A 26,188-nucleotide genomic window follows, 5' to 3' on the forward strand; every position below is an offset into this window, starting at 1 on the left:
GTGACTCCGGGGCGGCGCGGTCCGTGAAACGGCTGTGCGGCAGCAGAATCGCGCCCGTCCATGGAATTGCCCTTTTGTTTAACGGCCTTGACCCGAAGGGGATTTGAGGCGTGAATTCCAGGACCTACGCAGATCTGCTCGCGGGTGAACACCGCCGAACGGTCGACTCGGCCGAATAGTGGCGAGAACCAGCTATTTTCCAATTGCTGGACCGGTGTTTAAGGCAACATTGTCCTGTGTGAAATTGTCGACTAACATATCTGGCGCGATGCGGTGCGGAGTACACGTGGTCTGGGGTGAGACTGCACGGGATGTCATGTGAAGCTCTTGATGCCGGAGGTCCGTCTTGCGTGTGTTATCGGTCACGGCTGATGCTGAGTTCGTCCGTGATCTGGCGAACGAGTTGAGGAAGCACGGCTACGAGGTGGACAACGTGACCACCGGGGACTCGGCGCTACCGCGGCTGCCTGGTGCCAATACCGTGTTGCTGGACCTGGACATCGCCGATCGCGATGGTCTGTCGTTGTGCAGCGAGCTGCGGATGGAGACAAGCGTTCCGATCATCTGCTACACGAGCAACACGGCGGAACTGGACCGTGTGCTGGCACTCCAGGCAGGTTCGGACGACTGCCTCGTGGTGCCCTTCGGGTGGCGCGAGCTCGTCGTCCGCATGCAGGCGATCGCACGTCGCCGGTCCGGTCTGGGCTCACGCCGGCAGACCGCCTTGATCAACGACGGCCTGACGATCGATCCCCGCAGCCGTGAGGTGCGGATCTGCGGGCATGCGGTCGACCTGACCCGCAAGGAGTTCGACCTCCTTTTGTTGCTCGCCAGCCGGCCGGACAAGGTGGTTTCCCGCGAGGAAATCGTCCAAAAAGTGTGGGGGAACGGCCTGTCCCGTCCCGGCCGGACCATCGACACGCACGTCAGCAGTATTCGCGGCAAATTGGGGTCGAAAGCCTGGATCGTCACTGTTCGCGGCGTCGGGTTTCAATTGGGTTCGGCCGACTCGGTGGCGCTCGGCTCGTGAATTCCTTGTCGTCCTCCCTGCTCGGGGGAACATGTCCGGGAATGTCAACGGTGGCGCCACCTCGAGTCCGATCGGGAAGCCGGGGCCGTTCCCTGCGTATCATGCTTGTGCAAGGAGATCCTTCGACGGCGCGATCGCTCGCCGCCGGCCTGCCCCGGCACGGTTACCGCCTTGACGAGGCAGGCACCTGCTCCGATGCGCTGGCCGCGCGGTATGCCCCTGATCTCGTGATCGTGGACCTCGACCAGTCAGTCCACAATGGACTTGAGGTGTGCCGGCAGATGAGCGTCGGCGAGGTCCCCATCATCGCCCTCAGCGGCCGCCGGACCGAGACCACGCGAGTGCTCGGCCTGCAGGCCGGTGCGGACGACTGCATGGACAAGCCGTTCGGCATCCGCGAACTGATCGCGCGGATCGAGGCAGTGCTGCGCCGGTGCCACTCGCGATCTCCGGATCGGAGAATGACGCTGCCGGGGGCGCTCAGCATGGACCGTCATATGCGCGAGGTCCGGCTGGGCGGCCGGATACTCGATCTCACCGGCAAGGAATTCGAGCTGCTCTGGCTGCTCGCTTCGCGTTCGGGTGCGGTCGTGTCGCGGGAGGAGATCATGGCCAAGGTGTGGGATGACACCTGGAACAGGCGGGGTCGCGTCATCGACACCTACGTCAGCAGTGTGCGAGGCAAGCTCGGCCATCGTGCGTGGATCACGACAGTCCGCGGTGTGGGGTTCAGGTTCGGGCTGTGACCCAGCGCGTGCCGAACAGGCCGCCAGGACCGGGTCATCTCCTGGAGCGAGTCCTGGTTGTCGACCACGACGCCGCCCGGGGCGAGTGCCTCACGAGCGGCCTGCGGCGCTGCCGATACGAGGCGGAATGCGTCCGGACCGGACACGAGGCGCTGGCCAGGCACGCGAACGCGGACTTGATCGTCCTCGAGGTGGAGCTGCCCGACATGGACGGCGTCGAGGTATGCGAGGAGATCCGCGAGGTGTCCGACGTGCCCATCATCGCCTTCACCGCAAGGAAAGCAGAGCTGGACCGCGTGCTGGTGCTGCTGGCCGGCGCGGATGACTGCATGACCACCCCATGCGGATTCCGGGAGTTGCTGGCCCGGATCGAGGCCGTCGCGCGGCGTTCGGGACCGCCGGCTCGCGGTGCGCCCCCCATCTCCCTGGAGGCACTGCGTATCGACACCGATGCCCGTGAGGTCTTCAAGGACGGCGTCCCGGTTCGCCTGACCCGCAAGGAATTCGACCTCTTCTGCCTCTTCGCGTCGCAGCCGGACGCGGTTTTTTCGAGGAGGCAGCTGATGATGGAGGTGTGGGGACGGCCCAGTACCGAGAGCGGTCGCACTCGCACGCTCGACACCCATATCAACAGCCTGCGCCAGAAACTCGGCTCCAGCACCTGGATCGTGACCGTCCGAGGGGTGGGATTCCGGCTCGGCCGCGGCTGAATGCCTTGCCTCACAACGAAAACGGCGCTGGACGGCACTCGCGGTCCAGCGCCGTTTTCGTGCGCAGGGCGCCGGGCTTCACCGTCCGATGACCTCCCCCTGACGTTCGCGCGGCTATTTGGCATTCCCCTGAAAAAGCTTCGCACAGACCGAACCCGGTGATCTTGACGGTCATTCGCCGGATCGAACACGCTTTTCTCCGGAGTACGACGTTCTCCTCCCCCCGACGGACGGCGGTTGCGATGACGGACAATGTGACGGAAGCCGGTTCGTACAGCACCGGTTCGCTGACCCGGGACCAGCTCTCGCCGCTGGACCAGTTGAGGTTGTTCGAGCGCAAGTACGATCCGCAGACCCGGGACATCATCGAGCGGTTACCGCTCACACCCGCCGCGCGGTGTCTGGAGCTCGGGGCCGGCGCGGGGTCGATGGCACGCTGGCTCGCCGCGCGCACGCCCGAGGGCGGCGTGCTGGCAGTCGACGTCGACACGCGCCACCTCGAAGATTCGGCCGCACCGAATTTGACGGTCCAGCAGGCCGACATCACGCAGACGCAGTTCCCACCGGACACCTACGATCTCGTGCTGGCCCGCGCGGTTCTGGAGCATCTGGCCGAGCCCGACGACCTGCTCGCCAAGGCGAAGCGGTGGCTGGCTCCCGGCGGCTGGCTGATCGTCGAGGACTTCTACTACCTGCCTGCCTCCGACGCGCCCACCGCGGTCGGACGCGTGCTCGTCGAGGCGTACGTGCGGCGCATGCTGGCGCAGGGAGCGGACCTGCGGTGGGCGCGCCGGATGCCGGCCGCGCTCGCCAGAGCCGGCCTGGAATCGGTGGAAATGCGGATCATGCCCGCGGGACCGGGCCAGAGCGCCGCGGACACCGAGCTGATCGGCACCCGCATGCGGCAGGAGGGCCACACCCTCGTCGACAGTGGGCTGGTCACCGCCGATCAGCTCGCGGAGTTCCTCGACCTGCTCGGCCGGCCCGAAGGGCGGGACATGACGACGCTGGCCGTCTCCGCCTGGGGCCGCCGTCCCGAGCAGCCCTGACTTCCAAGGAGAATCGTGAGAGTTCTGTTCCTGGCCGGACCGAGTCCGGCCACGATCTTCGCCCTGTCCCCCCTGGCGACGGCGATCCGCAACGCCGGGCACGAGGTCTTCATGGCCACGACCGAGGAGATGGCATCCGGCGTCGCGGACGCCGGCTTCCCCGCCGTCGCGGTCACCGCGGTCACGTTGCACAGGCTCATCACCACCGACCGCGCCGGTGAAACCGTGCCCATGCCCGAGGGATTGGCTCAGGAATGGCGGCATTCCGGGGGATGGTGGGGGAGGCTGGCGGCCGCCGGTCTCGGCGGGCTGCTCGAACTCGCCGCCGACTGGCGTCCCGATCTCGTGGTCGGTGGCACGCTTTGCTACGCCGCTCCTTTGCTTGCGGCACACCTCGGCGTGCCGTATGTGCGGCACGCGTGGGACGGGGTCGATCCGCGCCCCGTGGATGCGCATGCCGAGCACGAACTGCGCCCGGAGCTGGCGCAGTTCGGGCTCGACCAGCTACCGGAACCCGACCTGTTCGTCGAGACGTGGCCGGCGAGTGTGCGCGGGCCGGTCTCGGCACACACGCAGCCGATGCGCTGGGTTCCCGGGAACCGGCAGCGGCGGCTGGAACGTTGGATGTACACCCGCGGCGACTCGCGCCGGGTCTGCGTGACGGCGGGCAACAGGGTTTCGCTTACCCAGAGCCAAAACTTCCTCCGGACTCTGGTGCGGGACATCGCTGAACTCGGCGTCGAGGTCGTGGTGGCGGCGCCGGAGGACGCAGCCGCCGAGATCGGCGGCGACCTGCCCGGTGTGCACGTCGGCTGGCTGCCTCTCGATGTGGTGGCACCCACCTGCGACGTCGTCGTCCACCACGGCGGCGGGGTCACCAGCATGACGGCGTTCAACGCCGGTGTCCCGCAGCTGTGTCTGCCCCAGTGGGCCATCACCTTCGACTCGGTGCGGGAGGTCGCCGGGTCCGGGGCCGGGCTCACCCTCCTGCCCCACGAAGCCACGCACGATGCCGTCACGAAGGCGTGCGGAGAACTGCTGACCGACCCCGCTTACGGCGAGCGGGCGCGCGACGTGGCGCGGGAGATCGCCCGGATGCCGGCACCCGCCGACGTGGTCGGCGTGCTGGAACGGCTGGTGGCCGCGTGAAGGTCCTCGTCACCGGAGGCGCGGGCTTCATCGGCTCCGCCTACGTCCGCGCCCTGCTCGCCGGTGTCTACCCGGGTACCGAGGGCATCCAGGTCACGGTGCTGGACAAGCTGACGTATGCGGGAAACCGCGCCAACCTCCCCGAACACGCGCCAGGAATGGAGTTCGTGCACGGGAACGTCCTCGACCAGACATTGCTGCGCGAGCTGCTGCCGGGGCATGACGCGGTGGTCCACTTTGCCGCGGAGTCGCATGTGGACCGTTCGCTCGACGGTCCCGCGGAGTTCTTCCGCACCAACGTGAGCGGCACCCAGAGTCTCCTCGAGGCGTGCCTGCGCGCGGACGTGGGACGCGTCGTGCACGTCTCGACCGACGAGGTGTACGGCTCGATCGACGAGGGCTCGTGGACGGAGGAGTCGCCGTTGCTGCCCAACTCCCCGTACGCCGCGTCCAAGGCAGGGGCCGACCTGGCGGCGCGCGCCTACTGGCGCACCTTCGGCCTCGACGTGTCGATCACCCGCTGTTCGAACAACTACGGTCCCTACCAGCACCCCGAGAAGCTGATTCCGCTGTTCGTCACCAACCTGCTCGAAGGCAGGCAGGTCCCGCTGTACGGGGCCGGGCGCAACATCCGCGAATGGCTGCACGTGGATGACCACTGCCGGGCCGTGCACCTCGTGCTGACCCGGGGAAGGGCCGGCGAGGTCTACAACGTCGGAGGCGGTGACGAGCGGACCAACCTGGCCATCACCGAGCGGCTGCTCGAGTTGTGCGGTGCCGGCCGCGGCATGATCCGGCGCGTCGCCGACAGGCAGGGGCACGACCTGCGCTACGCGCTGGACGACACCAAGATCCGCACCGAGCTGGGGTACGCCCCGCGCGTCGGCTTCGATGACGGGCTCGGCCGCACGGTGTCGTGGTACCGGGACAACCCTGACTGGTGGAAAGCGGCCAAATACCCGGGGGAGCACTCATGACCTCCGCTGCCCCGACCGCGCTCCGCCCGCGCTCGGACGCCGACGTGGCCGAACGGTTCGCCCGCTCGGCAGCCGCCACCGAAGGAGCGTGGCTGCGCACGGAGGACTTCGGCCCATGGCTGGCCGAGCGCGGCCGGGCCACGTTCTTCCAGGTCGACCGGATCCCCTTGGCGGAGCTGGACGGCTGGTCGTTCGACGAGCGCACCGGGAACCTCGCGCACCGCACCGGCCGGTTCTTCTCCGTGGAGGGCCTGCACATCGACATCGACGGCGGCGCCGGCAGGGACTGGTGGCAGCCGATCATCAACCAGCCGGAGATCGGCATCCTCGGCATCGTGGTCAAGGAATTCGGCGGCGTACTGCACTTTCTGATGCAGGCCAAGATGGAACCCGGCAACCCCGGCCTCCTGCAGCTTTCGCCGACCGTGCAGGCCACCCGCAGCAACTACACCAGGATGCACGGCGGCTCCGCCGTGCGGTACCTGGAGTACTTCCGAGACCCCGGCCGCGGGAAGCCTCTCGTCGACGTCCTCCAGTCCGAGCACGGCGCGTGGTTCCACCACAAGCGCAACCGCAACATGGTCATCGAGGTGACGGAGGAGGTGCCGCCACACGAGGACTTCTGCTGGCTGACCCTGGGCCAGCTCGCGGAGCTGCTGCACCAGGACAACGTCGTCAACATGGACTCCCGCACGGTGCTGGCATGCCTGCCTGCTCCCGCGCAGCAGACGTCCGCGCTGGCGTCGGACGCGCAGCTACGCTCGTGGATCACCTGTGAGCGGTCCCGGCACGACGTCCGCGCCGAGCTGGTGCCGCTGGCCGGGCTCCCCGGCTGGGTACGCCGCGACAGGGCCATCACCCACGCCGAAGAGCGGTACTTCCGCGTCGCCGCGGTGGCGGTGCGGGCGGGCAACCGTGAGGTCCACGGCTGGACTCAGCCGATGTTCGAGCCGGCCGGCACCGGGGTGAACGCGTTCCTGCGCCGCACCATCGGCGGCGTACCCCACGTGCTGGCGCAGGCCAGGGTCGAAGCCGGTCTTGTGGACGTGGTGGAGCTGGCGCCCACAGTCCAGTGCACCCCGGCCAACTATGCGCACCTGCCGGCTTCGCAGCACCCGCGATTCCTCGACGTGGTGCTGGGCGCCGATCCGGCGGCCATCCGGTACGAGGCCCTGCACTCCGAGGAGGGGGGCCGTTTCCTCGACGCGGTCTGCCGGTATCTCGTGATCGACTGCGACGAGAGTCAGGCGCCGTTGCGCCCGCCCGCCGGTTACCACTGGGTGACCCCGGCTCAGCTCTCCTCGCTGGTACGGCACGGGCACTACCTGAATGTGCAGGCCCGCACTCTGCTGGCGTGCCTCAACGCGATGGCCGCACGACCTCGATGAAGCCCGTGCGGATGGGAGTACTCGGCTGCGCGGACATCGCCCTGCGCAGAATGTTGCCTGCGATGGCGGCGTCACCCCATACCGAAGTGACCGCGGTCGCCAGCCGCGACGGCGTCACGGCGACCGCGGTGGCCCGGGAGTACGGCTGCCGCGCGGTCCGCGGGTATGCCGGAATTCTTGAGCGGGAGGACGTCGATGCGGTGTATGTGCCGCTGCCTGCCGCGTTGCACGCGGACTGGGTCGAGGCCGCGTTGCGCGCCGGTAAGCACGTGCTCGCGGAGAAGCCGCTGACGACGGACGCCGCGCGCACCGCCGAGCTGGTCGAACTTGCCCGCGGCCAAGGCCTGGCACTGATGGAGAACCTCCTGTTCCTTCACCACCACCAGCACGCCCGGGTCGACCGGCTGCTTGCCGAGGGCGCCGTCGGCCGGCTGACGTCGCTGCACGCTGCGTTCTGCGTGCCGGGGTTCCGCGCGAACGACATCCGGTACCGTCCGGACCTCGGCGGCGGGGCGTTGTGGGACGTCGGGGTGTACCCGCTGCGTGTCGCGGTGCGGTTTCTCGGCCCCGACCTCGAAGTGGCCGGCGCGATCCTCACTCGCGGTCCGGACCGCGAGGTGGACACGGCGGGCGCGGTCCTGCTGCGTGCCGCGGACGGAGTGGCGGTTCAGCTGACGTTCGGGGTGGAGCACACCTACCGGTCGGCCTACGAGCTGCGCGGCGGGAATGGTGAGCTCGCCCTCGACCGGGCCTTCACCCCGCCCGCGGACCACCGGCCGGTCCTGCGGCTGCGCCCGCAGGGCGGCGCGGGCCAGGACATCCTGCTGGAGCCGGACGACCAGGTGGCCAATACCGTCACTGCCTTCGTCGAGGCCGTCCGAACCAGGGCGGCACCGGCGAAGGAGATCCTGGTGCTCGCCCGGTTACTCGAAGAAGTGCGTCATGCCGCCGGATGACGGTGGGGCCGCGGCGTCACAGCGTGGCGGCGAGCTCCTCGCCGGTCAGCGCCGGTTCGGGCAGCGGCTTGTCCTGGCCCGGGCACCGGCGCAGGCCGTCGAGGAAAACGGCAAGGTAGCGGCGCCACAGCTCGGGCCGCACGGGCTGGGAGAAGTCCACCAGAGCGCCGAGCATGACCGTGAAGGCCTGGACATCGGAGCCGCTGACGCCTGGACGCAGCAGCCCTTCGGCCTCGCCTCGTTCGATCAGTTTGCCCACGTGGCGGCACATCTCCTCGCGTGCGGCGGCGACGCGATCGTGACCGTGAGTGGCGCTGACCGAGACCTGGTAGAGACCCCTGTCCCTGGCCAGCATTCCGGCCATCTCCTCCATGAACCGCACCAGCGCGCTCCACGTGGCGGGCTCGGCGAGCGCCTCCTCGGCGAGCCCGCGGATGCGGTCGAGCTTCGCTACGAACATGATCTCCACGAGGCAGTCCTTGTTCGGGAAGCGCCGGTACACCGTGCCCACGCCGAGGCCGGCGTGATGGGCGATGTCGTTGAGCGTGGCCTCCAGGCCCCGTGCGGCGAAGACCTCGTGGGCGGCGTCGAGCACTCGCTCGCGGTTGCGCTCGGCGTCGCGGCGCAAGGGGCGTTCGGCGGCGGAGCCCCGGCCGCGTTCGCGCGTGGTGCTGCGTGACATGCACTCATCTTAGGCCGGAGCCCAGCTAAGTGGATATCCGACGTCCGGTTTCGTGCTACGCTTTCGCGCGAAGTTGATACGCCATATCCGGTTACAAAATTGATGGGCATCATGACTACTCCTGACACGACCGACACCCCGGCGGGTGCGGCACCCCCCGAGGGGACGCGAGCCCACCGGCTCCGTTGGTGGACGCTGGCGGTGATCGCGATCGCCCAGCTCATGGTCATCCTGGACACCTCGATCGTGAACATCGCGCTGCCTTCGGCGCAGCAGGGGCTCGGCTTCTCCGACGCCAGCAGGCAATGGATCGTCACCGCATACGCGCTGGCGTTCGGCAGCCTGCTGCTGCTCGGCGGCAGGCTCGCCGACCTCTTCGGCCGGAAGGTCACGTTCCTGGTGGGCCTCGCCGGGTTCGCACTCGCGTCCGCGGTGGGCGGGGCGGCCGTGAACTTCGCCATGCTGGTTACCGCCCGCACCGTTCAGGGGTTGTTCGCCGCCTTGCTCGCGCCGACCGCGCTGGCCCTGGTGGCGACCACGTTCCGGGACCCGGCGGAGCGCGGCAAGGCGTTCGGTATCTTCGGCGCGCTCGGCGCGGCCGGCGGGGCCATCGGCCTGCTGCTGGGCGGGCTGCTCACCCAGTCGCTGGATTGGCGCTGGTGCTTATACGTCAACCTGGTTTTCGTGGTGGTCGCCTTCGTGGGCGGGCTGGTGCTGCTCGAGCGGAACGAGACCGGCGAGCGGCCGAAACTCGACCTGACCGGTACGGTGCTGGTCTCGCTCGGCCTGTTCGCTGTGGTGCTGGGTTTCGCCGACGCCGAGAGCGAAGGCTGGGGCTCACCGGCCACCTGGGGTGTCCTGGTCGCCGGCGCGGTCCTGCTGGTGGCTTTCGTGCTGTGGCAGCGCAGGGCCCCGAGTCCCCTGCTGCCGTTGCGGGTGCTGCTCGACCGCAACCGCGGGGCCTCCTTCCTCGCGCTGCTCATCGCCGGCGTGGGAATGTTCGGCGCCACCCTTTTCCTGACCTACTACCTGCAGCTGAACCTCGGCTATTCGCCGATCATGACGGGCGTGGCGTTCTTGCCGATGGTCGTGGCCATCGTGATCGCCTCGACGCTGGCCGCCGGGATACTGGCGCCCCGGTTCGGGCCGAAGCCGGTCGTCCCGGTGGGCATGGCGCTGGCCGCGCTTGCCTTCGGATGGCTGACAACCCTGGACCTCGACAGCGGCTATCTCGCGCTGCTGCCGGGCCTGGTGGTGCTCGGACTGGGGCTCGGTGCGGTCATGTCGACCGCGATCAGTATGGCGACCGGCGGCGTCGCCGAAACGGACGCGGGGGCGGCTTCGGCCGCGGTCAACACCGTGCAGCAGATCGGAGGTTCGATCGGCACCGCGCTGCTCAACACCATCGCCCTGAGCGCGGCGGCGAGTTACCTGGCCACGCACGACGGTGCGGGCGAGGGCCCGCGGGCGGCCGTCCACAGCTACGCCGCCGCCTACAGCTGGTCCGCGGGCCTGTTCGTGATCGGTGTCGTGGTCACCGCGTTGTTGTACCGGCGCGAGCGGCGCACTGTTTCCGCGCCCGACGCCGCTGACTCGGTCGCCGCATGACCGGGGCGGACGAGGGCCCCTTCAACCGGCTCACCCCGATCGGGCTGCTGCTCAACGGGCTCAGCGCGGCGCTGACCGACTACGTCGACCGCACGCTGCGGCTGCGCAACGGGATCGGCCGGCTTCATTGGCAGATCCTCAGCACCGTGCACGACACGCCGGGCATCGAGGCCAGGAGCATCAGCGAGCGCGGCCGGGCCATGTTCGACGAGGAGACCTTCGACGCGATCGTCGCGGACCTGACTTCGGCGGGCTGGGTCCATGCGGACGACTCGGCCGGCCGGGTCCGGCTCACGCTCACCGGCGACGGCCTGGAGACGTACCGGAAAGCCCGCCGGACCCAGGCGGAAACCCGGGAACTCGTGACCGAGGGACTGTCCGAAGAGGACTACGAGTTCATCATCCACGGTCTGGAAACCATGCTCGCCAACACCGAGCGCGCCATCGCGGGGCTCGAACCCCCCACCCCGTCCCCGGAGGACAACCGATGACTTCCGCTTCCCCTGTCGACCACGGCAAGCTCGCCTACGACCGGCAGGAGGTCGCCGACGCCCTGTACCGCTGGGCGCTCGGCCTGGACACCGGCGACGCCGAGATGTTCGCCTCCGCACTCACCGAAGACGTCGTCGTCGATTTCACCCGGGCCGGCGCCAAGCTCGGCCTGACTTATCCGGCGATCCACGGGCGTGAGATCGCCGTGCACGCGCTGATCTCCTCCATCGGTCCGCTCGACACCACCCACTCGGCGACCAATGTGCGGGTGGCCATGGACGGCGACCGCGCCACGCTCCAAGCACATGTGCTGGCGCAGCACTTCCCACCGGGCGAGGGCTCGGCTCCGGACCGTACGCGGCACGGACTGGCCATGAACCGCTACTCCGGTGAGCTGGTGCGCTCGGGGGAGACCTGGCGGTTCACTCGTCTGTCGGCGGACAACCTCTGGTTCGAAGGCGACCCCAAGATCACATCCGGCGAGCTCTGAACGCGGAGGAAGCATGCTGAGTCCGATCGACGGAACCACTTTTTTCCACATCGGGATCGGGGTTATCGACCTGGAGGCCGCGACGGAGGAGCTGGGGGCCGGGCTCAACCTCACCTGGACGCCGCCGGTGCGCGCCGTCGTGAACGGGTGGCCGCTGCGGATCGCGCTGTCGTACGAGGGCCGGCCCTACTACGAGGTGATCGAAGCCCCGGTGGGCAGCCCATGGTGCCCGCGCGACGGCGAGCAGGCCGTTCACTTCGGATTCTGGTCCGACGACCTCACTGCGCACCGAAACCTGTTGGAGCAGAAGGGTTTCAAGGTCGAGGTCGACGGCCTCGCCCAGGGCAGGGAGTTTGTCTATCTGCGGGCTCCGCACGTCGGCGTGGTAGTCGAGCTCGCCGGAACGGGTGAGGATTCGCTCTGGGAGCGGCACGAGCGCAACCTCGAGAACCGGCGATGACGCCCGTTCATTGACTGCGTTGCCGAGGTGGAGGGATGGTGAGTATCGACCGGTGGCACCACCGGGGCGCCACCGCGACGATCGAGGAGGTCGACCGTGCACGCGCGATCTACAACCATCCAAGCCACATCGTCGGCTATCGAGGCCGGACTCCGGTACATGCGCGACGACGCGTTGCGGACGCTTACCGACATTGACGGATTCACGGGAATTTCCGCGTTGGTCGACCGCGAGTCGGGCCGGTGCATCGTGACCACCGCCTGGCGGTCCGAGGAAGCGATGCGCGCCAGTGCGAACGAGGTCGGGCCGATCCGGGACCGGGCGGTGCGGGAATTCGGCGCGGGCGCTCCCGAGGTTGAGGAGTGGGAAATCGCGGTGCTGCACCGTGATCACGCTGCCGGCGACGGCGCTTGGTGCCGGGTGGCCTGGGTGCGGGCCGATCCGGCGAATGCTGATCGGGCGGTGGATTCGTTCAGGATGATTGCCTTGCCGGAAATCGAGCAGAGCGAGGGATTCTGTAGCGCCAGCATGATGATCAACCGCGGCTCGGGGCTGGCTGTGTCGTCGGTGGCCTTCGAGAGCCTGGAGGCGATGCGCGCGGCCCGGGAGCGGGCCGACGAGGTGCGGGCGAGAGTTACTTCGCAAGCCGGGGCGGAAGTGCTTGAGGTGCGCGAGTTCGAGTTGGCGCTGGCCCACCTGCGAGTGCCTGAGTTGGCTTGAGGACCACTTGTCGGCGGCGGCGCCTGAGACTTCTCGGGGCGTCGCCGTGGGACAGCGAACGCTGCGGTCTCTCAGGTCCCGCGCAGCGCCGCGTCCGGGGTAGGGGCGCGCGTCGCGTGCCGGGGGAGCAGGAGCGCAGGGATGATCAACGCCGCGGTCATGCCGAACGCGATCCAGAACGCGAAACCGAACGCCTCGGCGAGGATCGGGCCTACAGTGCCTCTGGCTTCCGGCGGCAAGGACACTATCTGGCTGGCGCCGGTGCCGGTGGCCGGAATTCCGCGGCCGGCGAGCAGGTGGGTGAGTTGCTGGGTCAGGGCCGTCACGAGCAACGCGCTGCCGAGTGACGCGCCGATCTGCTGGATGGCCGTGAGCGTGGGGGCCGCGCGGGACACGGCGCGCTTTTCGAGGCCGGCATATGCGGCGGCGAAGGTCGGCATCATCACGGCACCGAGACCCATACCGCGCACGAACAGCGCTCCGCCCAGCCACGCGTAGGACGTGGCGGGACCGACGTGTGTCAGCGGCGCGGTGCCCAGCAGTGCGAGCACGAGGCCTACCGGCACGACGTAGCCTGCGCCCACCCGGTCGGTAAGCCTGCCGGCGAGCGGCATCGCGACAACGGCGCCGAGGCCTTGCGGGGCGAGCAACAGGCCGGCGTAAAGGGCTCCTTGACCGCGCACCGCCTGGTAATAGAGCGGCAGTAGCAACAGGCTCCCGAACAGCGCGATGGCCACCAGGAAGATCATCACCGAGCCGCTGGCGAAGTAGCGGTTGGTGAACAGCCGCACGTCGATGAGGGAGGAAGGGCCTCGGCCCAGGCTGTGCCACGTGTACAACGCGAGGCCTGCCACGCCGGCCACGAGCCAGGCGAGCACACTCCACGAGCCGAATCCGCCGTGCGAGCTGGCCTGCGAGAGGCCGTAGAGCAGCACGACAAGGCTGCCCGAAAGGAGGATGAGACCGCGCGCATCGATGCGGCCCGGGTTGGTGAGGGCGGCTCCGCTGGGCAGCTTCCACACCGCAAGCCCGATGGCGACGGCGGCGACGGGCACGTTGACAAGGAAGATCCAGTGCCAGCTGGTGTACTCGACGAGCAGTCCGCCGAGCACCGGGCCGAAGACCGGGCCGAGGAGCATCGGCACGCCGAGGATGGCCATCGCGCGCCCCAGCCGTTGTGGCCCGGCGGCCCTGGTGATGATCGTCTGCCCACCCGGCAGCAGCATTCCGCCACCGAGCCCTTGGACGATGCGGAAGGCGATCAGGCTGTCCATCGACCAAGCGGTCGCGCACAGGGCCGACCCCGCGGCGAACAGCGCCACAGACACGATCCAGACCGGTTTGGTGCCGAAGCGATCCATGGCCCACCCGGTGACCGGGACGACCAGGCCCACCGCCAGCAGGTATCCGGTCACCACCCACTGTGCCGTGGACAGCGGCGCGCCGAGCTGCCGGGCCACCGTTTCGAGGGCGACGTTCACGATGGTGGTGTCGAGCACCACCATGATGAGGCCGCACACGACGACGAGCCCGGTGATGATGACGTCGCGGTCGAGCTTGTCGACCCGCGCAGTGCTGGATGTATCCATCCCTGCTCCCGCAATGGCGTTCCCGACAGTGCGTGTCTCCAAGCTACGCCGGCTGAGCGCCTCGGCGACCTGGCGTTGATTCAGGCGGCTCTTGATGGTCTAAAGTGGCCGTCGTGACGATCGGGCTGGTCGCCGCTGTCACCGGCCGCTACGAGGGTACGCAGACATGAAGTTGGGCCAGCTCCGCTCGTTTCTCAGCGTGGCGGAACACGGGAGCATCCGTGGCGCCGCGCGTGCCCTCGGTGTCACTCAACCCGCGGTGACCCAGGCGATGCGCGAGCTGGAAACCTCGCTGGGCGTACCCCTCCTGCACCGCGGGCCCGCCGGCGTGGAGCTGACTGTCTACGGCAAAGCCCTCGCGCGCAGGGCCGGCCTGATCCACCGCGAGATCGAGCAGGCGGTCTCGGAGATCGACCAGATCCGCGACGGGAGCACCGGCCATGTCTCCGTCGCGCTGTCGACGGCGGTGGCCCTGCAACTGCTGCCAGGCGCGTTCGGGTCGTTCCGGGCGCAGTTCCCCTCCGTGGAACTGCGACTGAACGAGGCTTCCGTCCCCAACACCCTGCCCCGGCTCCTGGACGGGTCGGTCGACTTCGCGGTGTCGCACCTCCTGCCGGGTTCCTTGTCCGGGTGGAAGGTCGAGCGCCTGTTCACCATGTCGATGGTTGTGGCGGCCAGGACGGGTCACCCGGTCCTCGCCGCCACCGACACCCGCCAGTTCACCGACTGGGAGTGGCTGCTTCCCTACGATGACGACAGCGCTCCCGATCTGGTGCAGCAGCTGTTCGCGCAGATGCGTATCCCACTCCCGCGCCAGGTCGTGCGCTGCACCTCGTCCGCGATGGGGCTGAAGCTGGTCGGTACGTCCGACTTGATCGGGGTCTTCGCGGACACGATGGTCGACGTGGAGTTCCCGCACTACGGCATCATCCAGGTGCCACTCAACGGTCCACTTGCCGCGCTCGACGTCAGCATCATCACGCGGCCCGGCGCCATCCTGAGCCCGGCGGCGCAGAACTTCCTCGACTTCCTGCGCGCCCAGGTGCAGCGGGCCTGAACAGCATCGCTTGTCGCCGCCCAGGAAATCTTGTCTGCCGCACCGGGCCGCGCGCCTCTTATCGTTGCCGTCCAGCAGACGAGGCCGGATGCCCCGGGAGGCAGCGTTGGACAGCAGTGCGAGCAGGACCTCACCGCCACCGATGTCGAAGCGCAAGGCGGTGACTGCGATAACCGTGGGCAACGCCCTCGAGTTCTACGACTTCACGGTGTACGGCTTCATGACGAGCGTCATCGGACGCATCTTCTTCCCGGCCCTGACGTCCTACGCGCAGCTCCTGCTGGCCATCGCGAGCTTCGGCGTGGGTTTCCTGGCGCGGCCGCTCGGCGGCCTTGTCATCGGCGCCTATGCCGACCGCCACGGCCGCAAGAAGGCCATGAACCTGACCATCGGGCTGATGATGCTGGGCTGCGCGATGATCGCGTTCGCCCCGACCCCGTCGCTGATCGGCTTCGCCGCGCCCGCCCTCATCGTGCTGGGCCGGCTCGTGCAGGGCTTCTCGGCCGGCGGTGAACTGGGCGCGTCGACGACCATGCTCGTCGAATACGCCGACCGCGGGGACCGGGTCTACATGTCAAGCTGGCAGGTCGCGAGCCAGGGGCTGGGCGTGATGTTCGGCGCGATTGTCTCCAACGTCGTCGTCTCCCTGCTGCCCGCGTCCGACCTCGACAGCTGGGGGTGGCGCCTGCCCTTCGTACTCGGAATGTTGATTGCGCCGATCGGTCTCTACATCCGCTCGCAGCTGCACGAAACGCTCGGTGATGTGCCCGCGGCCGAGGGTGCCGCACATGCCACGCTCGGCACCCTCCTGCGCGACCACTGGGCCGATCTGCTCAAGGCGAGCCTGCTGTTCCTCTCCTGCACCGTCGGCATCTACGTGGTGGCGTTCTACCTTCCGACCTTCGCCGCCAAGGAACTAGGGCTGCCGGTACAGGTGGGCATTTGGGTGGGCGTCGTATTCGGCGTCATCAACTTCATCCTTGCCCCGCTCTCCGGCCGGCTGGCCGACCGGTGGCGGCGCAAGCCCGTCATCTTCTGGTCGCGCGTGGCGCTGCTGGTGCTGGTTCCTCCGTGCTTCCTGTGGCTCGTTGACGCACCGTCTGCGGCCAGGCTGTACCTCGTCGTGGCCATCTTGAGCGTCTTCTTGACGTCGCAGTTCCCGGCCCTGCTGGTGATGCTGACCGAACTTTTCCCGCGCCACCTGAGGGCCAGCGGCCTCAGCATCGTCTACAGCGTCGTGGTCGCCGTGTTCAGCGGGTTTTCCCCGTTCGTGCTGACCTGGCTCGTCCACGCCTCCGGCGACAAGCTGGCGCCCGCGTGGTACCTCCTGGTGGTCACGGCGGTGTCGACCGTGGCGTTGCTGTGGTTGACCGACCGCACCGGAGAGGAACTGGACGGGCCGGCGCCGGACGGGAGTCTCAAGGCTGCACCGTGACGCGGATCGGTGAGCACCGCCGGACGTACCCGACGCCAGAGAAAGGCCGCAGTGACTGTCCAGTTCCTTCACGCGATGACCTCCCCGGAAGTGGAGACAGCGCTGGCTGCGGGGAAGCGCTCCGCGTTGATCGCCGTCGGCGCGATCGAGCAGCACGGCCCGCACCTTCCCCTCGCCACGGACACGCTCATCGCAACCGAGACTGCCCGGCGTGTCGCGGAGCGGATGCCGGATCTGTTGCTCGGCCCGACGCTGCCGGTCGGCGTATCCACGCACCACCTCACATTTCCCGGAACCCTTTCCGTTTCGGAACGTTGCTTCCAAGAGCAGGTGGCGGCGTGCGTGGCAAGTCTCGGCGCGCACGGGGTGGAGCGGGTCTTTGCACTGTCCGGGCATGGCGGCAACCTTGGCCCCCTCGCCCGGCTCGCGCTGGAGGTCGACGGCAGGATAGGCGCGACGGAGTTCGTCCCCTTCTCCGATCTCGCCGCTTTTCTGGAGGTATTTCACTCCGTCTCCGCACAGGACGGGATCTCGCCACAGCTAAGCGGAGTACACGCCGGCGAATGGGAGACCTCCATCATGCTCGCCATCCATCCCGAACTCGTGCGAATGCACACGGCCGACGCCGGCTTCGTCGGCGCCTTCGACTCCGCCACCGCCGAACGGCTCTTCAGGGAAGGCACCGCAAGCCTTGCCGCGAACGGCGTCCTCGGCGACCCGAGACCGGCCAGTTTCGAACGTGGCGAACGACATCTGACTGCCTGGGTCGACACCCTGGTCGACTACTTCACGGACAGAGATTCATAACCGCGCCGGCGCGTGCCTTTGATGGCGGTGGCCCAAATGTATCCATGTATGTCTCGTCGGCCAGTGCCCGGTCGTGCTCCGGGTCGTGGTGCACCCGGATCCGGCCGAGCAGGTTCCAGAGGACCTGACCCGCGCCGGGTGCGGGTCACGACTGCGGATGGACGGCGAACCGAGCTCGAGCTGGCCGGGCCGAAGGGCGGCGTGAAGGACCCATTGAGCAACGACGACATCGTCGCGAAGGCCCGTGCCCTCGCCGCCGATCTGCCGGTCGCGGAAACACCCGACCTCGCGCGGGAGAGCTCCCGCGCGTAGGCGGACCAGGCACCGTCGTCGTCCACCCTGAACAGAAGGAGTAAAGCCATCATGCGCATCACCCACTACGGGCACGCCTGCGTCCTCGTGGAGACCGCCGCCGGGAGCCGGGTTCTGATCGACCCTGGTACCGACTCTCCCGGGACCACCTCGATCCGGACCGGCTGCGGCTCGTGCTGGAGCACAGTCCGAACGCGACGGTCGTGCCGAGCGCCGGTGCCGCATCGGCCTTAGCCCGCGCTTCGGTGACTGTGGCGCGTCCTGGGGACAAGCTTGCGATCGGCGGCGTGGAGATCGTGGTCACCGGCGGCGTGCACGCGTGCCTGCATCCGGATCTGCCCGAGTCGGACAACAACCCGCGCATCGCCATTCCGATTCACCAAGCCGGGCTTGTGCCGGCGCACCAGGGATTCCACCACCAGCTGTTGACGGCGCTGGCCCCGGCCGGTGCGAGGAGGCTCGCGCCTGTCGCCGCTCAATGCTTGAGCGTGCCGGTGTGTGGCGGATAATCGAGCGATGGCCTTCGACCGCGATCTCGCCGAGCGCATCCGCGAACTCCTCGCCGGTGCGCCGGACGTCACCGAGCAGCGAATGTTCGGCGGCCTGGCCTTTCTGATCAACGGGAACATGGCCGTGGCTGCCAGTGGCCAGGGTGGCCTGCTGGTCCGGGTAGCCCCCGAGGACACCGACACCTACGTCGACGACGAGCGGGTGCGGCCGATGGTGATGCGTGGGCGCGAGATGCGCGGCTGGCTACACATTGACCCGGCGGCCACGCGCACCACGAACGAAGTCGACCAGTGGGTGACTCGCGGCGCCGCCTACGTCCGTTCGTTGCCCGCCAAAAGCCCGGGCCGGCGCCGCCGATCCCGTTCCACAGGCTGAACCGATGCCGGGGAGCAAGGTAAAGCTGCGTCTGGTCGAGTTGCTGGGTGCGGTCTCTTTGGCCACCGATCTGGGCACCGGTCAGGCGCATTTGCATGGTGTGCGGACGTCGGTGCTGGCGGTGGCTCTCGGCCGGCAATTGGGCCTCGACGATGCGTCCGTGGCCGCTGCTCAGCAGGTCGCATTGCTGCGGTTCTTGGGGTGCACGGCGGATGCGGGGGAGACGGCGCGGATGACCGGTGGGGATGATCGGGCGTTTCTGGCCGGGATGGCGCCGGTGGCGATGGGCGGCAAGGGGGAGATGGGCCGGCAGCTGGTGCGCACGGTCGGCGTGGGGCTTCTGCCGCTGCGGCGGGCGGCGCTGGTGGCGGGTGCGCTCGCCGACCCCGCAGGGGCCAAGCGATCGCTGTCGGCGCATTGCGAGGTGGCGGCGATGCTCGCCGAACGCCTCGGCACGGCCCCGATGGTGCGCGAGGCGCTTGGCCACGGCTATGAGCGCTGGGACGGTGCCGGGTTCCCCGACGGCCTGGCCGGCGATGCCGTCCCGCTGGCGGTGCGGGTGGCGGTGGTCGCCGGGGACGCCGCTCTGTGGTGGGGGATCAGCCCGGCGCAGCTGGGCGAGGTGCTGAATGCTCGCCGGGGCCGGGCCTACGATCCCGCGGTGGTCGACGCGTGTGTGGCGGTGGGGTCCGCCGTGCTCGGCTCGCTGGACGAGTCGGATGTGTGGGAGGCAATGCTGGCCGCCGACGCCGGCGGTGACGAGATCGACGGGCCGGGCCTGGATGCGGCTCTGGAGGCGGTGGCCGACTTCACCGACTTGAAATCGCCGTCGATGCGCGGGCACTCGCCGCGGGTGGCCGGGCTGGCCGGCGCCGCCGCCCGCCACCTGGGGATGACGCCCGAGGCCATCACCATCGTGCGGCGTGCGGCGCTGGTGCACGACCTCGGCCGGGTGGGGGTGCCCAACGGGATCTGGGACCGGCCGGGACCGCTCGGGGTGGCGGACTGGGAGCGGGTCCGGCAGCACCCGTACTTGACCGAGTCGATCCTGGCCTGCTGTCCCGCGTTGGCGGACCTGGGGCGGCTCGCCGGTGCCCACCATGAGCGGCTCGACGGCTCCGGCTACTACCGCGGCACCCGGGAGCTGGGCCCATGCGAGCGGGTGCTGGCGGCGGCGGACGTGGTCGCGGCCCTGGGCGCGGATCGTCCCCACCGCCCGGCTCTCGCCGCCCGGGGGATCGCCGATGCGGTCATGGCCGAGGTAGCGGCCGGCCGGCTCGACCGTGCGGCGGCGGAGGCCGTGCTGGCGGCCACCGGCCGGCCCGCGGCGTGGGCACGACGGCCCGGGTGGCCGGCGGGCCTGACCGACCGGGAGGTCGAGGTGCTGCGGCTGATCGCGCGGGGGCGCACCAATAAGGAGGTCGCGTCGGGACTTCAGCTGTCGGTCAAGACCGTCGGCCGGCATATCGAGAACCTCTACGCCAAGACTGGCGTCAACTCCCGGGCCGCCGTGGCGGTGTTCGCGATGCGGCATCGCCTCCTCGACACCTGATTCCCGGGAATGGGGTGTTCGCCCGATGCGGCCGGCACGCCCGCGCGCGCATCGTTTCCTTGACCAGTCCTGAGCGAGGAGGAACCGATGCCCACCATCGCGGTGCGCGACACCACCATCTACTACGAGCAGGCCGGCAGCGGTCCCGCGCTGCTGTTCATCCACGGCATGTGCGGAGACGCCGACGTGTGGGCGAGCCAGGTCGAGCGGCTGTCCACCCGGTACACGTGCATCACCTATGACCGTCGCGGCCACACCCGCAGCGGCCGGGGCAGCGAGCCCGAGTCCGTGCCGGCCCACGCCACCGACGCCGCGGTGTTGATCGAAACTCTCGGTCTGCGCCGGCCGGTCGTGGTCGGCTCCTCCGGGGGTGCCCGGATCGCCGTGGAGCTCGCCCGCACCCGCCCCGGCCTGTTGACCGGTGCGGTGTTTTCCGAACCGCCGATCTTGAGCCTCGAACCCGAGGCCGGACAGGCCTTCATGGCCGAGATCGCCGCGGCGGTGCGTCCGGCCGCGGACGCCGGTGGGCCGGCCGCGGCGGTCGATGCGTTCTTCCCGCTCGTCTGCCCCGGCCTGTGGTCTCAGCTCGACGAGACGGCCAAGGACCGCTACCGCACCAACGGGCCGATGATGCTGGCCGAGTTCGCGGGTCAGCCATACCAGTTCGGCCGCGACGACGCGGCGACCATCCCGCTGCCTTGCCTGGTGCTCGCCGGCACGGACAGCCACCCCGCTCTGCGAGCCATCGCCGGCACGCTGGCCCGTGCTCTGCCCGACACTCGCTTCGTCGAACTGGACGGCTCCGGGCACGTTACCTACGCCGAAAGGCCCGACGAATTCGCCGGCGTGGTCGCCGCCTTCGCCGCCGAGGTCACGACCGGCACCATTGCCACCGCCTGACGGGGTTCCCGGTGGCGCCTCCCGCGCAGGGCCCGCATGCTGGACATGGATACCGACGACTCGCCGCGCACCCGGGCGGCCGAGGACTCTGGGAGGATCGCGTGAGCTCGCCCGCCACCGATGCACCGCCGGCCCGGTATGACGATCTGCGCGCCATGGTGTTCAACTGCACCCTCAAACGGTCGCCGGCGACGAGCAACACGCAAGGGCTGATCGATCGCAGCACCGCCATCATGGGCGCGCAAGGAGTCCACCTCGATGTCGTCCGTGCGGTGGACCACGACATCGCCACCGGCGTGTGGCCCGACATGACCGAGCACGGCTGGGAAACCGACGCATGGCCGAACCTGTACCAGCAGGTCCTGGCGGCCGACATTCTCGTGCTGGCCGGCCCCATCTGGCTGGGCGACAACAGCTCCGTGATGAAGCAGGTGATCGAACGTCTCTACGCCTGCTCCAGCCTGCTCAACGAGAACGGCCAGTACGCCTACTACGGCCGCGTCGGCGGCTGCCTGATCACCGGCAACGAGGACGGCATCAAGCACTGCGCCATGAACGTCCTCTACAGCTTGCAACACCTCGGCTACACCATCCCACCCCAGGCGGATGCCGGCTGGATCGGCGAGGCCGGTCCCGGCCCCTCCTACCTCGACCCCGGATCAGGCGGCCCGGAAAACGACTTCACCAACCGCAACACCACCTTCATGACCTGGAACCTGCTGCACCTGGCCCGGACGTTGAAGGACCTCGGCGGCATCCCCGCGTACGGCAACCAGCGCACCGCATGGGACGCCGGCTGCCGCCGCGACTACGAAAACCCTGAACATCGGTGAAGACATCAACGGCATGGCTTGTCGGCGGCTATCGGCGTAGTTCGTAGAGCGCGTTGAACGGGTTGTCCATGAGGACGCGTTCGACGGTGGTGAAGCCGGCGCGAGTAGCGAGTTCGCGGAGTTTCGGTTCGGGCAGGCCGAGGGTGCCGAGCCCTTCGCCGTCCTCGGCCAGTGAGGTGGTCATGCAGTACAGCAGGCTGAACCCGTAGAGCAGTGTGGCGATCGGACCGACGTTGTCGCTGGGATCGGCGGAGCAGTTGATGTCCAGGCACAGGTAGCGGCCGCCTGCACGGAGGCCTTCCCGGATCGAGCGGAGCATGCCGAGCGGGTCGACCGCGTCGTGTACCACGTCGAATGTGGTGATCACGTCGAAGTGTTCGGGCAGGCCGTCCGCCGCGTCGCGCACCTCGAAGCGGACACGGTCGCCGACGCCGGCTTCTTCGGCATTGGTGCGGGCCGTCTCGATGGCGGCGGGGGAGACGTCGTAGCCCGCGCACGAAGCCGTGGGGAAGGCGCCCGCGAGCGTGATCAGCGCGAGCCCGGCCCCGCAGCCGATGTCGGCTATCCGTGCGCCGTCGCGGAGCTTCGCCAGCGTGCCGGGCACGCGTGGCAGCCAGTCCTGCACGAGCAGGTTCCGGTGCCATTGGGCAGTGAACCGTCCGGTGCCGGCGGCGACGTCGGGGTGCAGGTGCTCCGCGTGCACGCCGCCTCCGGTGTGGAACGAGCCGAGCACGTCGTCGTAGCGCTGGAGCGCGCCGAGCAGTTCCTGGTGCACGCCGCCGAAGAAGGCGGGACCGGGTTCGGTCGCCAGTGCGGGGGCGTGTTCGGCCGGCAGGGGGTAGCGCTGGTCGGCGTCGGCGTACGTGAGGTATCCCGCGGCGTACATGCCGCTCAGCCACTCACGCACATACCGTTCATTGAGGCCGGTGCGCCGCGCGAGCTGGGCGCTGGTGGCCGGGCCTTGTGCGGCGAGATCCTTGAACAGGCCGAGGCGATCGCCGAACGCGGCCAGCACGGTGGTCGCGGCGGCGGCGGTGTCGGTCAGTACCCGGCCGGTGAATTCGGTGGCGCGCTGCTCGTCCATGGTGGTGCCTCCTCTGCTTGTCACGCTGATTTCAAAGGCGTTCCGTTACGATGAACGCGCTGTTCAGCCGCGATGTACACCGGAACGGCGGGTTCGCTGTGAGCAGGGTTGTGGTCGGCCGCGGGCGGGAGCTCTCGGCGTTGCGCTCCGCGCTTGATCGAGTCCGGCGTGGGGCCGGTGAGCTGGTGCTGGTGCGAGGCGAGGCCGGCATCGGGAAGAGCACGCTGGTCGAGGCGTTCTGCGGCGAGGCGCGTGAGGAGGGCGCCGCGGTTCTGGTGGGCGCGGGCTGGGACGAGGGCGGCGCACCGACGTACTGGCCGTGGGTGCAGGTCCTGCGTCGTGCGACGGCTGCGGGTGCGGGCCCGGTGATCGACGCATTCGGTGACGCGCTGTCGGCGCTGCGGCCGGGTGCAGCGGGCGGGGAGACCTCGGATCGGTTCGCGTTGTACGAGGCGGTGACCGTGGTTCTGGAGTCGGTCGCGGACACCCGGCCGGTGGTCGTGGTCCTCGAGGACTTGCACGCGGCGGGGTGCGCGAGTGCGCTGATGCTGGAGTTCGTCGCCCGGCACAGCCGGCACATCCCGCTGCTGCTGGTCGCGACGTGCCGGGACGCGGAGGTGCGGCTCGACGCCGAGCTGTCCGCGGCGGTGGACCGGCTGGCCGCGTTCGCCGTCACGGTTGCGCCGCAGCCGTTCGGCCACGCCGAGATCGAGACCCTGATGTCCGGCGCGGACGCCGATCTGGTCCGTCGCGTGCTGGAGCGGACGCTGGGAAACCCCCTGTTCGTCGCCCACGTGCTGCAACAGCTCGACCGGAGCTCCCCGGCCGACGCGGACATCCCGGCCGGGTTACGGCAGGCGATCCGTCGCCGCGCGCAGCGTGTCACGGACTCCAGTGGTGTGCCGAAGGCCCTTGCACTCGCCGCTGTGCTCGGCGGGGAGATCCGGGTCGCGCAGGTGGCCGACGTGCTCGACGCGCCGGCCGGCACTGTGCGCCGGACGTTCGACGAAGCCTGCCGAGCCGACCTGCTCACGCAGGACCCGGTCGAGCCTGGCCGGTACGCGTTCACGCATTCCCTGGTGCGCGAGGCACTCTACGACGACTTGCGCACCACCGACCGCGCGTCCCTGCACCTCGCGGCAGGGCGGGCGCTGGCCGGTGATCCCGCAGTGGCCGCACCCACGCTGGCTCGGCACTTTCTCGCGGCCTGGCCGGTCGCGGGCGGCGCGGAAGCCGTCCGCTACGCCACTGAGGCGGGTGACGAGGCCGTCGCGGCGATGGCCTACGAGGACGCGGTCGTGTTTTACCGGCAGGCGACTGTCGCGTTAGGACGGTCTACTGAGGACACTTCTGAGCGGCGGATCGACCTGCTGCTGGCGCTGGTGTCGGCGTTACAGCGGTCTGGCCGGCTGGCCCAGGCGCGGCACCAGCTTGATCTCGCCGCGAAGATGGCCGCGCGCCTGGACGATCCCGAGCGGCGCAGCGCGGTGGCGTTGCTGCGCGCCGAGCATCTGGATTTCAACACCATCGACGACACGACCATCGGCCTGCTCCGCCGAGCCGACGAGGCGTGGGCCGGCGCCGCGACACCGACCAGGAGCCGGGTGCTGGCGCGGCTCGCGGTCGCGTCCGTGCACGGCGACCGGCCCGCTGCCCGCGAGTACGCCCGGAAAGCGGTGTCGGTGGCCGGCCTGTGCGCCGACCCGGGGGTGCTGGGACTGGCCTTGTCCGCGCAGCTGTATGTCAGCTGGGGTGAGCATGATCCACGCCCTGCCCTGGTGGTGGCGGCCCGGATCGCTGAGCTGGGCAGGGTGTGCGGCGACGGCGCGCTGATGCTGGACGGCGTCATGTGGCGGCTGGTGTTCGCCCTCGAGTGCGGCGACCTCGAGCAGGCCGGCATCGTATCGGCGGACCTGGACCGGCTCGCCGCCGATCTGCACCAGCCCACGGTGCTGCACCTCGCGGTGTCGCGGCGCTCCACACTCGCCGCGCTTCGCGGGCGTCTCGCCGACGCCCGCGACCTCGCCAGGCAGGCCTGGGAGCTGGGGCAACGCTGCGAGCTGCCGGACACCGACGCCGTCTACTGGGGGCAACTGTTCTCGGTGTGGCTGTTCGGTGGCCTCGACGAGCGCGACGCCGAGGACATGGAGCGCATCCTGCGCGAGCTGGTCGAGCACTCCCGGCTGCGCGCCGCGCACGAGGCGGCGCTCGTGCTGATCCTGAGTGGGCGTGGCGAGCACGACGACGCTCGCGCGCGTTTCGCGCGGATGATGACCGAGGTCGCCGATCTGCCGCACGACATGCTCTACGTGTGGACGCTGTGTCTGCTCGCGGCCGGCAGTGTCGTGCTTGACGATCGGGACGCCGCGGCCGTGCTGTATGCGGCCATCGCGCCGTTCCGTGCCCGGTTCGTCGTGCCCGCCGGCGCGGTCAGCTGCCTGGGGTCGGTCGAGCTGTACCTGGCGCGCCTGGCGAGGCTGACCGGTCACGACGATGCCGCGCGCGAGCATTTCGAGGCTGCGGTTGCCGCCCATCGGCGCGCCGCGGCGCCCGCTTGGCTCGCCTTGTGCTGCCTGGAGTACGCCCGGTTTCTCGGCGGTGACGCACGGGCCCGGTCGCTGCGCGATGAAGGGGAGCGGCTGGCCCGCGTGCACCGGTTGAGCGCACTGCTGCCCCGATCCGGCACGGCCGCCGCGATCACCGTGGAGCACGACGGCGACGTCTGCACGGTGCGGCAGGACAAGACGGTCGTGCGGCTGCCGCGCAGCCGCGGGCTGACCTACCTCGCCGAGCTGGTCCGCAGCCCCGGCCGGGACATCTCCGCCGCGCAGCTGGCGGCCCTGCTCTCCGCTTCGGGCGGAGCCGAACCTGCCCCCGAGGACGGCCTGCACCTCGGGGGAACTTCGGACGTCGTGCTCGACGCGACCGCACGGGCCGCCTATCGGCGTCGGCTGCGCGAGCTCGATGAGGACATCGACGAGGCGGCGTCGTGGCACGACCCCGAGCGCAGGGCCGGCCTCGAGGTCGAACGCGACTTCCTGATCCGCGAGCTGGCGGCGGCGACGGGGCTCGGCGGCCGCCCGCGCCGGCTGGGGTCGGACGCCGAACGAGCCCGGGTCAACGTCACCCGGGCGATCCGCACCGCGATCCGGCGCATCGCCGACCGGGCGCCCGAGCTCGGCGCCAACCTCGACGCCACCGTGCGAACCGGCGCGCACTGCCGCTACGACCCGAGTTGACGCGGGCCGGGCCGCCACCCCATGCGGTCGACGTGTGA

Annotated in this window: 26 protein-coding genes; 23 read left to right on the forward strand and 3 right to left on the reverse strand. The window is 69.6% G+C overall.

Annotation, left to right across the window (positions count from 1 at the left end):
* The first annotated feature begins 352 nt into the window (after positions 1-352).
* The 8 genes from GKO32_RS11185 to GKO32_RS11220 all read left to right on the forward strand — a co-directional run bounded on the left by GKO32_RS11185 (position 353) and on the right by GKO32_RS11220 (position 8,005).
* A complete protein-coding gene (locus GKO32_RS11185) occupies positions 353-1,030 on the forward strand; it encodes a response regulator transcription factor (protein WP_312867802.1) in 678 nt (225 codons plus the stop codon).
* Positions 1,031-1,131: 101 nt separating this feature from the next.
* Complete coding sequence (locus GKO32_RS11190) at positions 1,132-1,776, forward strand: response regulator transcription factor (protein WP_166459489.1); 645 nt, start codon at positions 1,132-1,134, stop codon at positions 1,774-1,776.
* On the forward strand, positions 1,773-2,486 hold the full coding sequence (locus tag GKO32_RS11195) for a response regulator transcription factor (RefSeq protein WP_208024369.1): 714 nt from the start codon (positions 1,773-1,775) through the stop codon (positions 2,484-2,486). The genes GKO32_RS11190 and GKO32_RS11195 overlap by 4 nt, the downstream gene beginning before the upstream one ends.
* A gap of 242 nt (positions 2,487-2,728) precedes the next feature.
* Positions 2,729-3,535 (forward strand): class I SAM-dependent methyltransferase, encoded by an 807-nt coding sequence (locus tag GKO32_RS11200; protein ID WP_154756764.1) that lies wholly within the window; start codon positions 2,729-2,731, stop codon positions 3,533-3,535.
* Positions 3,536-3,550: 15 nt separating this feature from the next.
* On the forward strand, positions 3,551-4,684 hold the full coding sequence (locus GKO32_RS38365; RefSeq protein ID WP_208024370.1) for a nucleotide disphospho-sugar-binding domain-containing protein: 1,134 nt from the start codon (positions 3,551-3,553) through the stop codon (positions 4,682-4,684).
* Positions 4,681-5,661 carry a dTDP-glucose 4,6-dehydratase gene (gene rfbB, locus GKO32_RS11210; protein WP_312867803.1) on the forward strand — a complete coding sequence of 327 codons (981 nt, stop codon included), beginning with the start codon at positions 4,681-4,683 and terminating at the stop codon, positions 5,659-5,661. Before GKO32_RS38365 ends, rfbB begins: the two co-directional genes overlap by 4 nt.
* Positions 5,658-7,049 carry an NDP-hexose 2,3-dehydratase family protein gene (locus GKO32_RS11215; RefSeq protein WP_154756765.1) on the forward strand — a complete coding sequence of 464 codons (1,392 nt, stop codon included), beginning with the start codon at positions 5,658-5,660 and terminating at the stop codon, positions 7,047-7,049. The genes rfbB and GKO32_RS11215 overlap by 4 nt, the downstream gene beginning before the upstream one ends.
* The gene (locus GKO32_RS11220) at positions 7,016-8,005 is read left to right on the forward strand and encodes a Gfo/Idh/MocA family protein (protein ID WP_312867804.1); all 990 of its coding nucleotides are present in this window, start codon (positions 7,016-7,018) and stop codon (positions 8,003-8,005) included. The genes GKO32_RS11215 and GKO32_RS11220 overlap by 34 nt, the downstream gene beginning before the upstream one ends.
* Positions 8,006-8,021: 16 nt before the next feature.
* On the opposite strand, the gene GKO32_RS11225 is transcribed toward GKO32_RS11220, so the two are convergent.
* The gene (locus tag GKO32_RS11225) at positions 8,022-8,687 is read right to left on the reverse strand and encodes a TetR/AcrR family transcriptional regulator (RefSeq protein ID WP_154756766.1); all 666 of its coding nucleotides are present in this window, start codon (positions 8,685-8,687) and stop codon (positions 8,022-8,024) included.
* 111 nt (positions 8,688-8,798) lie between these two features.
* On the opposite strand from GKO32_RS11225, the gene GKO32_RS11230 reads away from it, so the two are divergent.
* The 5 genes from GKO32_RS11230 to GKO32_RS11250 all read left to right on the forward strand — a co-directional run bounded on the left by GKO32_RS11230 (position 8,799) and on the right by GKO32_RS11250 (position 12,457).
* Positions 8,799-10,295: a DHA2 family efflux MFS transporter permease subunit gene (locus tag GKO32_RS11230; RefSeq protein ID WP_154756767.1), complete on the forward strand. Its 1,497-nt coding sequence runs from the start codon at positions 8,799-8,801 to the stop codon at positions 10,293-10,295.
* On the forward strand, positions 10,292-10,786 hold the full coding sequence (locus GKO32_RS11235; protein WP_154756768.1) for a MarR family winged helix-turn-helix transcriptional regulator: 495 nt from the start codon (positions 10,292-10,294) through the stop codon (positions 10,784-10,786). The genes GKO32_RS11230 and GKO32_RS11235 overlap by 4 nt, the downstream gene beginning before the upstream one ends.
* Positions 10,783-11,277 (forward strand): nuclear transport factor 2 family protein, encoded by a 495-nt coding sequence (locus tag GKO32_RS11240; RefSeq protein ID WP_154756769.1) that lies wholly within the window; start codon positions 10,783-10,785, stop codon positions 11,275-11,277. The genes GKO32_RS11235 and GKO32_RS11240 overlap by 4 nt, the downstream gene beginning before the upstream one ends.
* A 13-nt stretch (positions 11,278-11,290) precedes the next feature.
* Positions 11,291-11,737, forward strand: a complete 447-nt coding sequence (locus GKO32_RS11245) for a VOC family protein (RefSeq protein ID WP_154756770.1) — start codon at positions 11,291-11,293, stop codon at positions 11,735-11,737.
* Positions 11,738-11,896: 159 nt separating this feature from the next.
* Positions 11,897-12,457, forward strand: coding sequence for a hypothetical protein (locus tag GKO32_RS11250; RefSeq protein ID WP_208024371.1), 561 nt, complete (start codon positions 11,897-11,899; stop codon positions 12,455-12,457).
* A 71-nt stretch (positions 12,458-12,528) separates the two neighbouring features.
* On the opposite strand, the gene GKO32_RS11255 is transcribed toward GKO32_RS11250, so the two are convergent.
* Positions 12,529-14,046, reverse strand: coding sequence for an MDR family MFS transporter (locus GKO32_RS11255; RefSeq protein ID WP_154756771.1), 1,518 nt, complete (start codon positions 14,044-14,046; stop codon positions 12,529-12,531).
* A gap of 166 nt (positions 14,047-14,212) precedes the next feature.
* Here GKO32_RS11255 and GKO32_RS11260 point away from each other — a divergent pair, with 166 nt between their 5' ends.
* The 9 genes from GKO32_RS11260 (at position 14,213) to GKO32_RS11305 (ending at position 21,827) form a co-directional block, all read left to right on the forward strand.
* Positions 14,213-15,103, forward strand: coding sequence for a LysR family transcriptional regulator (locus tag GKO32_RS11260; RefSeq protein WP_154756772.1), 891 nt, complete (start codon positions 14,213-14,215; stop codon positions 15,101-15,103).
* 160 nt (positions 15,104-15,263) lie between these two features.
* Entirely contained in the window at positions 15,264-16,538 is a 1,275-nt protein-coding gene (locus GKO32_RS11265) for an MFS transporter (RefSeq protein WP_208024372.1), read from the forward strand.
* 75 nt (positions 16,539-16,613) lie between these two features.
* Positions 16,614-17,345 carry a creatininase family protein gene (locus GKO32_RS11270; RefSeq protein ID WP_166459490.1) on the forward strand — a complete coding sequence of 244 codons (732 nt, stop codon included), beginning with the start codon at positions 16,614-16,616 and terminating at the stop codon, positions 17,343-17,345.
* Between the two features lie 138 nt (positions 17,346-17,483).
* Entirely contained in the window at positions 17,484-17,657 is a 174-nt protein-coding gene (locus tag GKO32_RS11275) for a hypothetical protein (protein WP_154756775.1), read from the forward strand.
* Between the two features lie 173 nt (positions 17,658-17,830).
* Complete coding sequence (locus tag GKO32_RS11285; protein ID WP_166459487.1) at positions 17,831-18,166, forward strand: hypothetical protein; 336 nt, start codon at positions 17,831-17,833, stop codon at positions 18,164-18,166.
* Positions 18,167-18,173: 7 nt separating this feature from the next.
* Positions 18,174-18,542 (forward strand): TfoX/Sxy family protein, encoded by a 369-nt coding sequence (locus tag GKO32_RS11290; RefSeq protein WP_154756778.1) that lies wholly within the window; start codon positions 18,174-18,176, stop codon positions 18,540-18,542.
* A gap of 4 nt (positions 18,543-18,546) precedes the next feature.
* Entirely contained in the window at positions 18,547-20,094 is a 1,548-nt protein-coding gene (locus GKO32_RS11295; protein WP_154756779.1) for an HD domain-containing phosphohydrolase, read from the forward strand.
* A gap of 87 nt (positions 20,095-20,181) precedes the next feature.
* Positions 20,182-20,994 (forward strand): alpha/beta fold hydrolase, encoded by an 813-nt coding sequence (locus tag GKO32_RS11300; RefSeq protein WP_154756780.1) that lies wholly within the window; start codon positions 20,182-20,184, stop codon positions 20,992-20,994.
* Between the two features lie 155 nt (positions 20,995-21,149).
* Positions 21,150-21,827 carry a flavodoxin family protein gene (locus GKO32_RS11305; RefSeq protein ID WP_154756854.1) on the forward strand — a complete coding sequence of 226 codons (678 nt, stop codon included), beginning with the start codon at positions 21,150-21,152 and terminating at the stop codon, positions 21,825-21,827.
* A 28-nt stretch (positions 21,828-21,855) separates the two neighbouring features.
* Here GKO32_RS11305 and GKO32_RS11310 read toward each other — a convergent pair whose 3' ends face one another.
* Positions 21,856-22,911, reverse strand: a complete 1,056-nt coding sequence (locus tag GKO32_RS11310) for a class I SAM-dependent methyltransferase (protein ID WP_154756781.1) — start codon at positions 22,909-22,911, stop codon at positions 21,856-21,858.
* Between the two features lie 98 nt (positions 22,912-23,009).
* Here GKO32_RS11310 and GKO32_RS11315 point away from each other — a divergent pair, with 98 nt between their 5' ends.
* Positions 23,010-26,150, forward strand: coding sequence for an ATP-binding protein (locus GKO32_RS11315; RefSeq protein ID WP_166459491.1), 3,141 nt, complete (start codon positions 23,010-23,012; stop codon positions 26,148-26,150).
* Positions 26,151-26,188: the final 38 nt, after the last annotated feature.

Source organism: Amycolatopsis pithecellobii (assembly GCF_009707865.1).
Taxonomy (GTDB): Bacteria; Actinomycetota; Actinomycetes; order Mycobacteriales; family Pseudonocardiaceae; genus Amycolatopsis_E; species Amycolatopsis_E pithecellobii.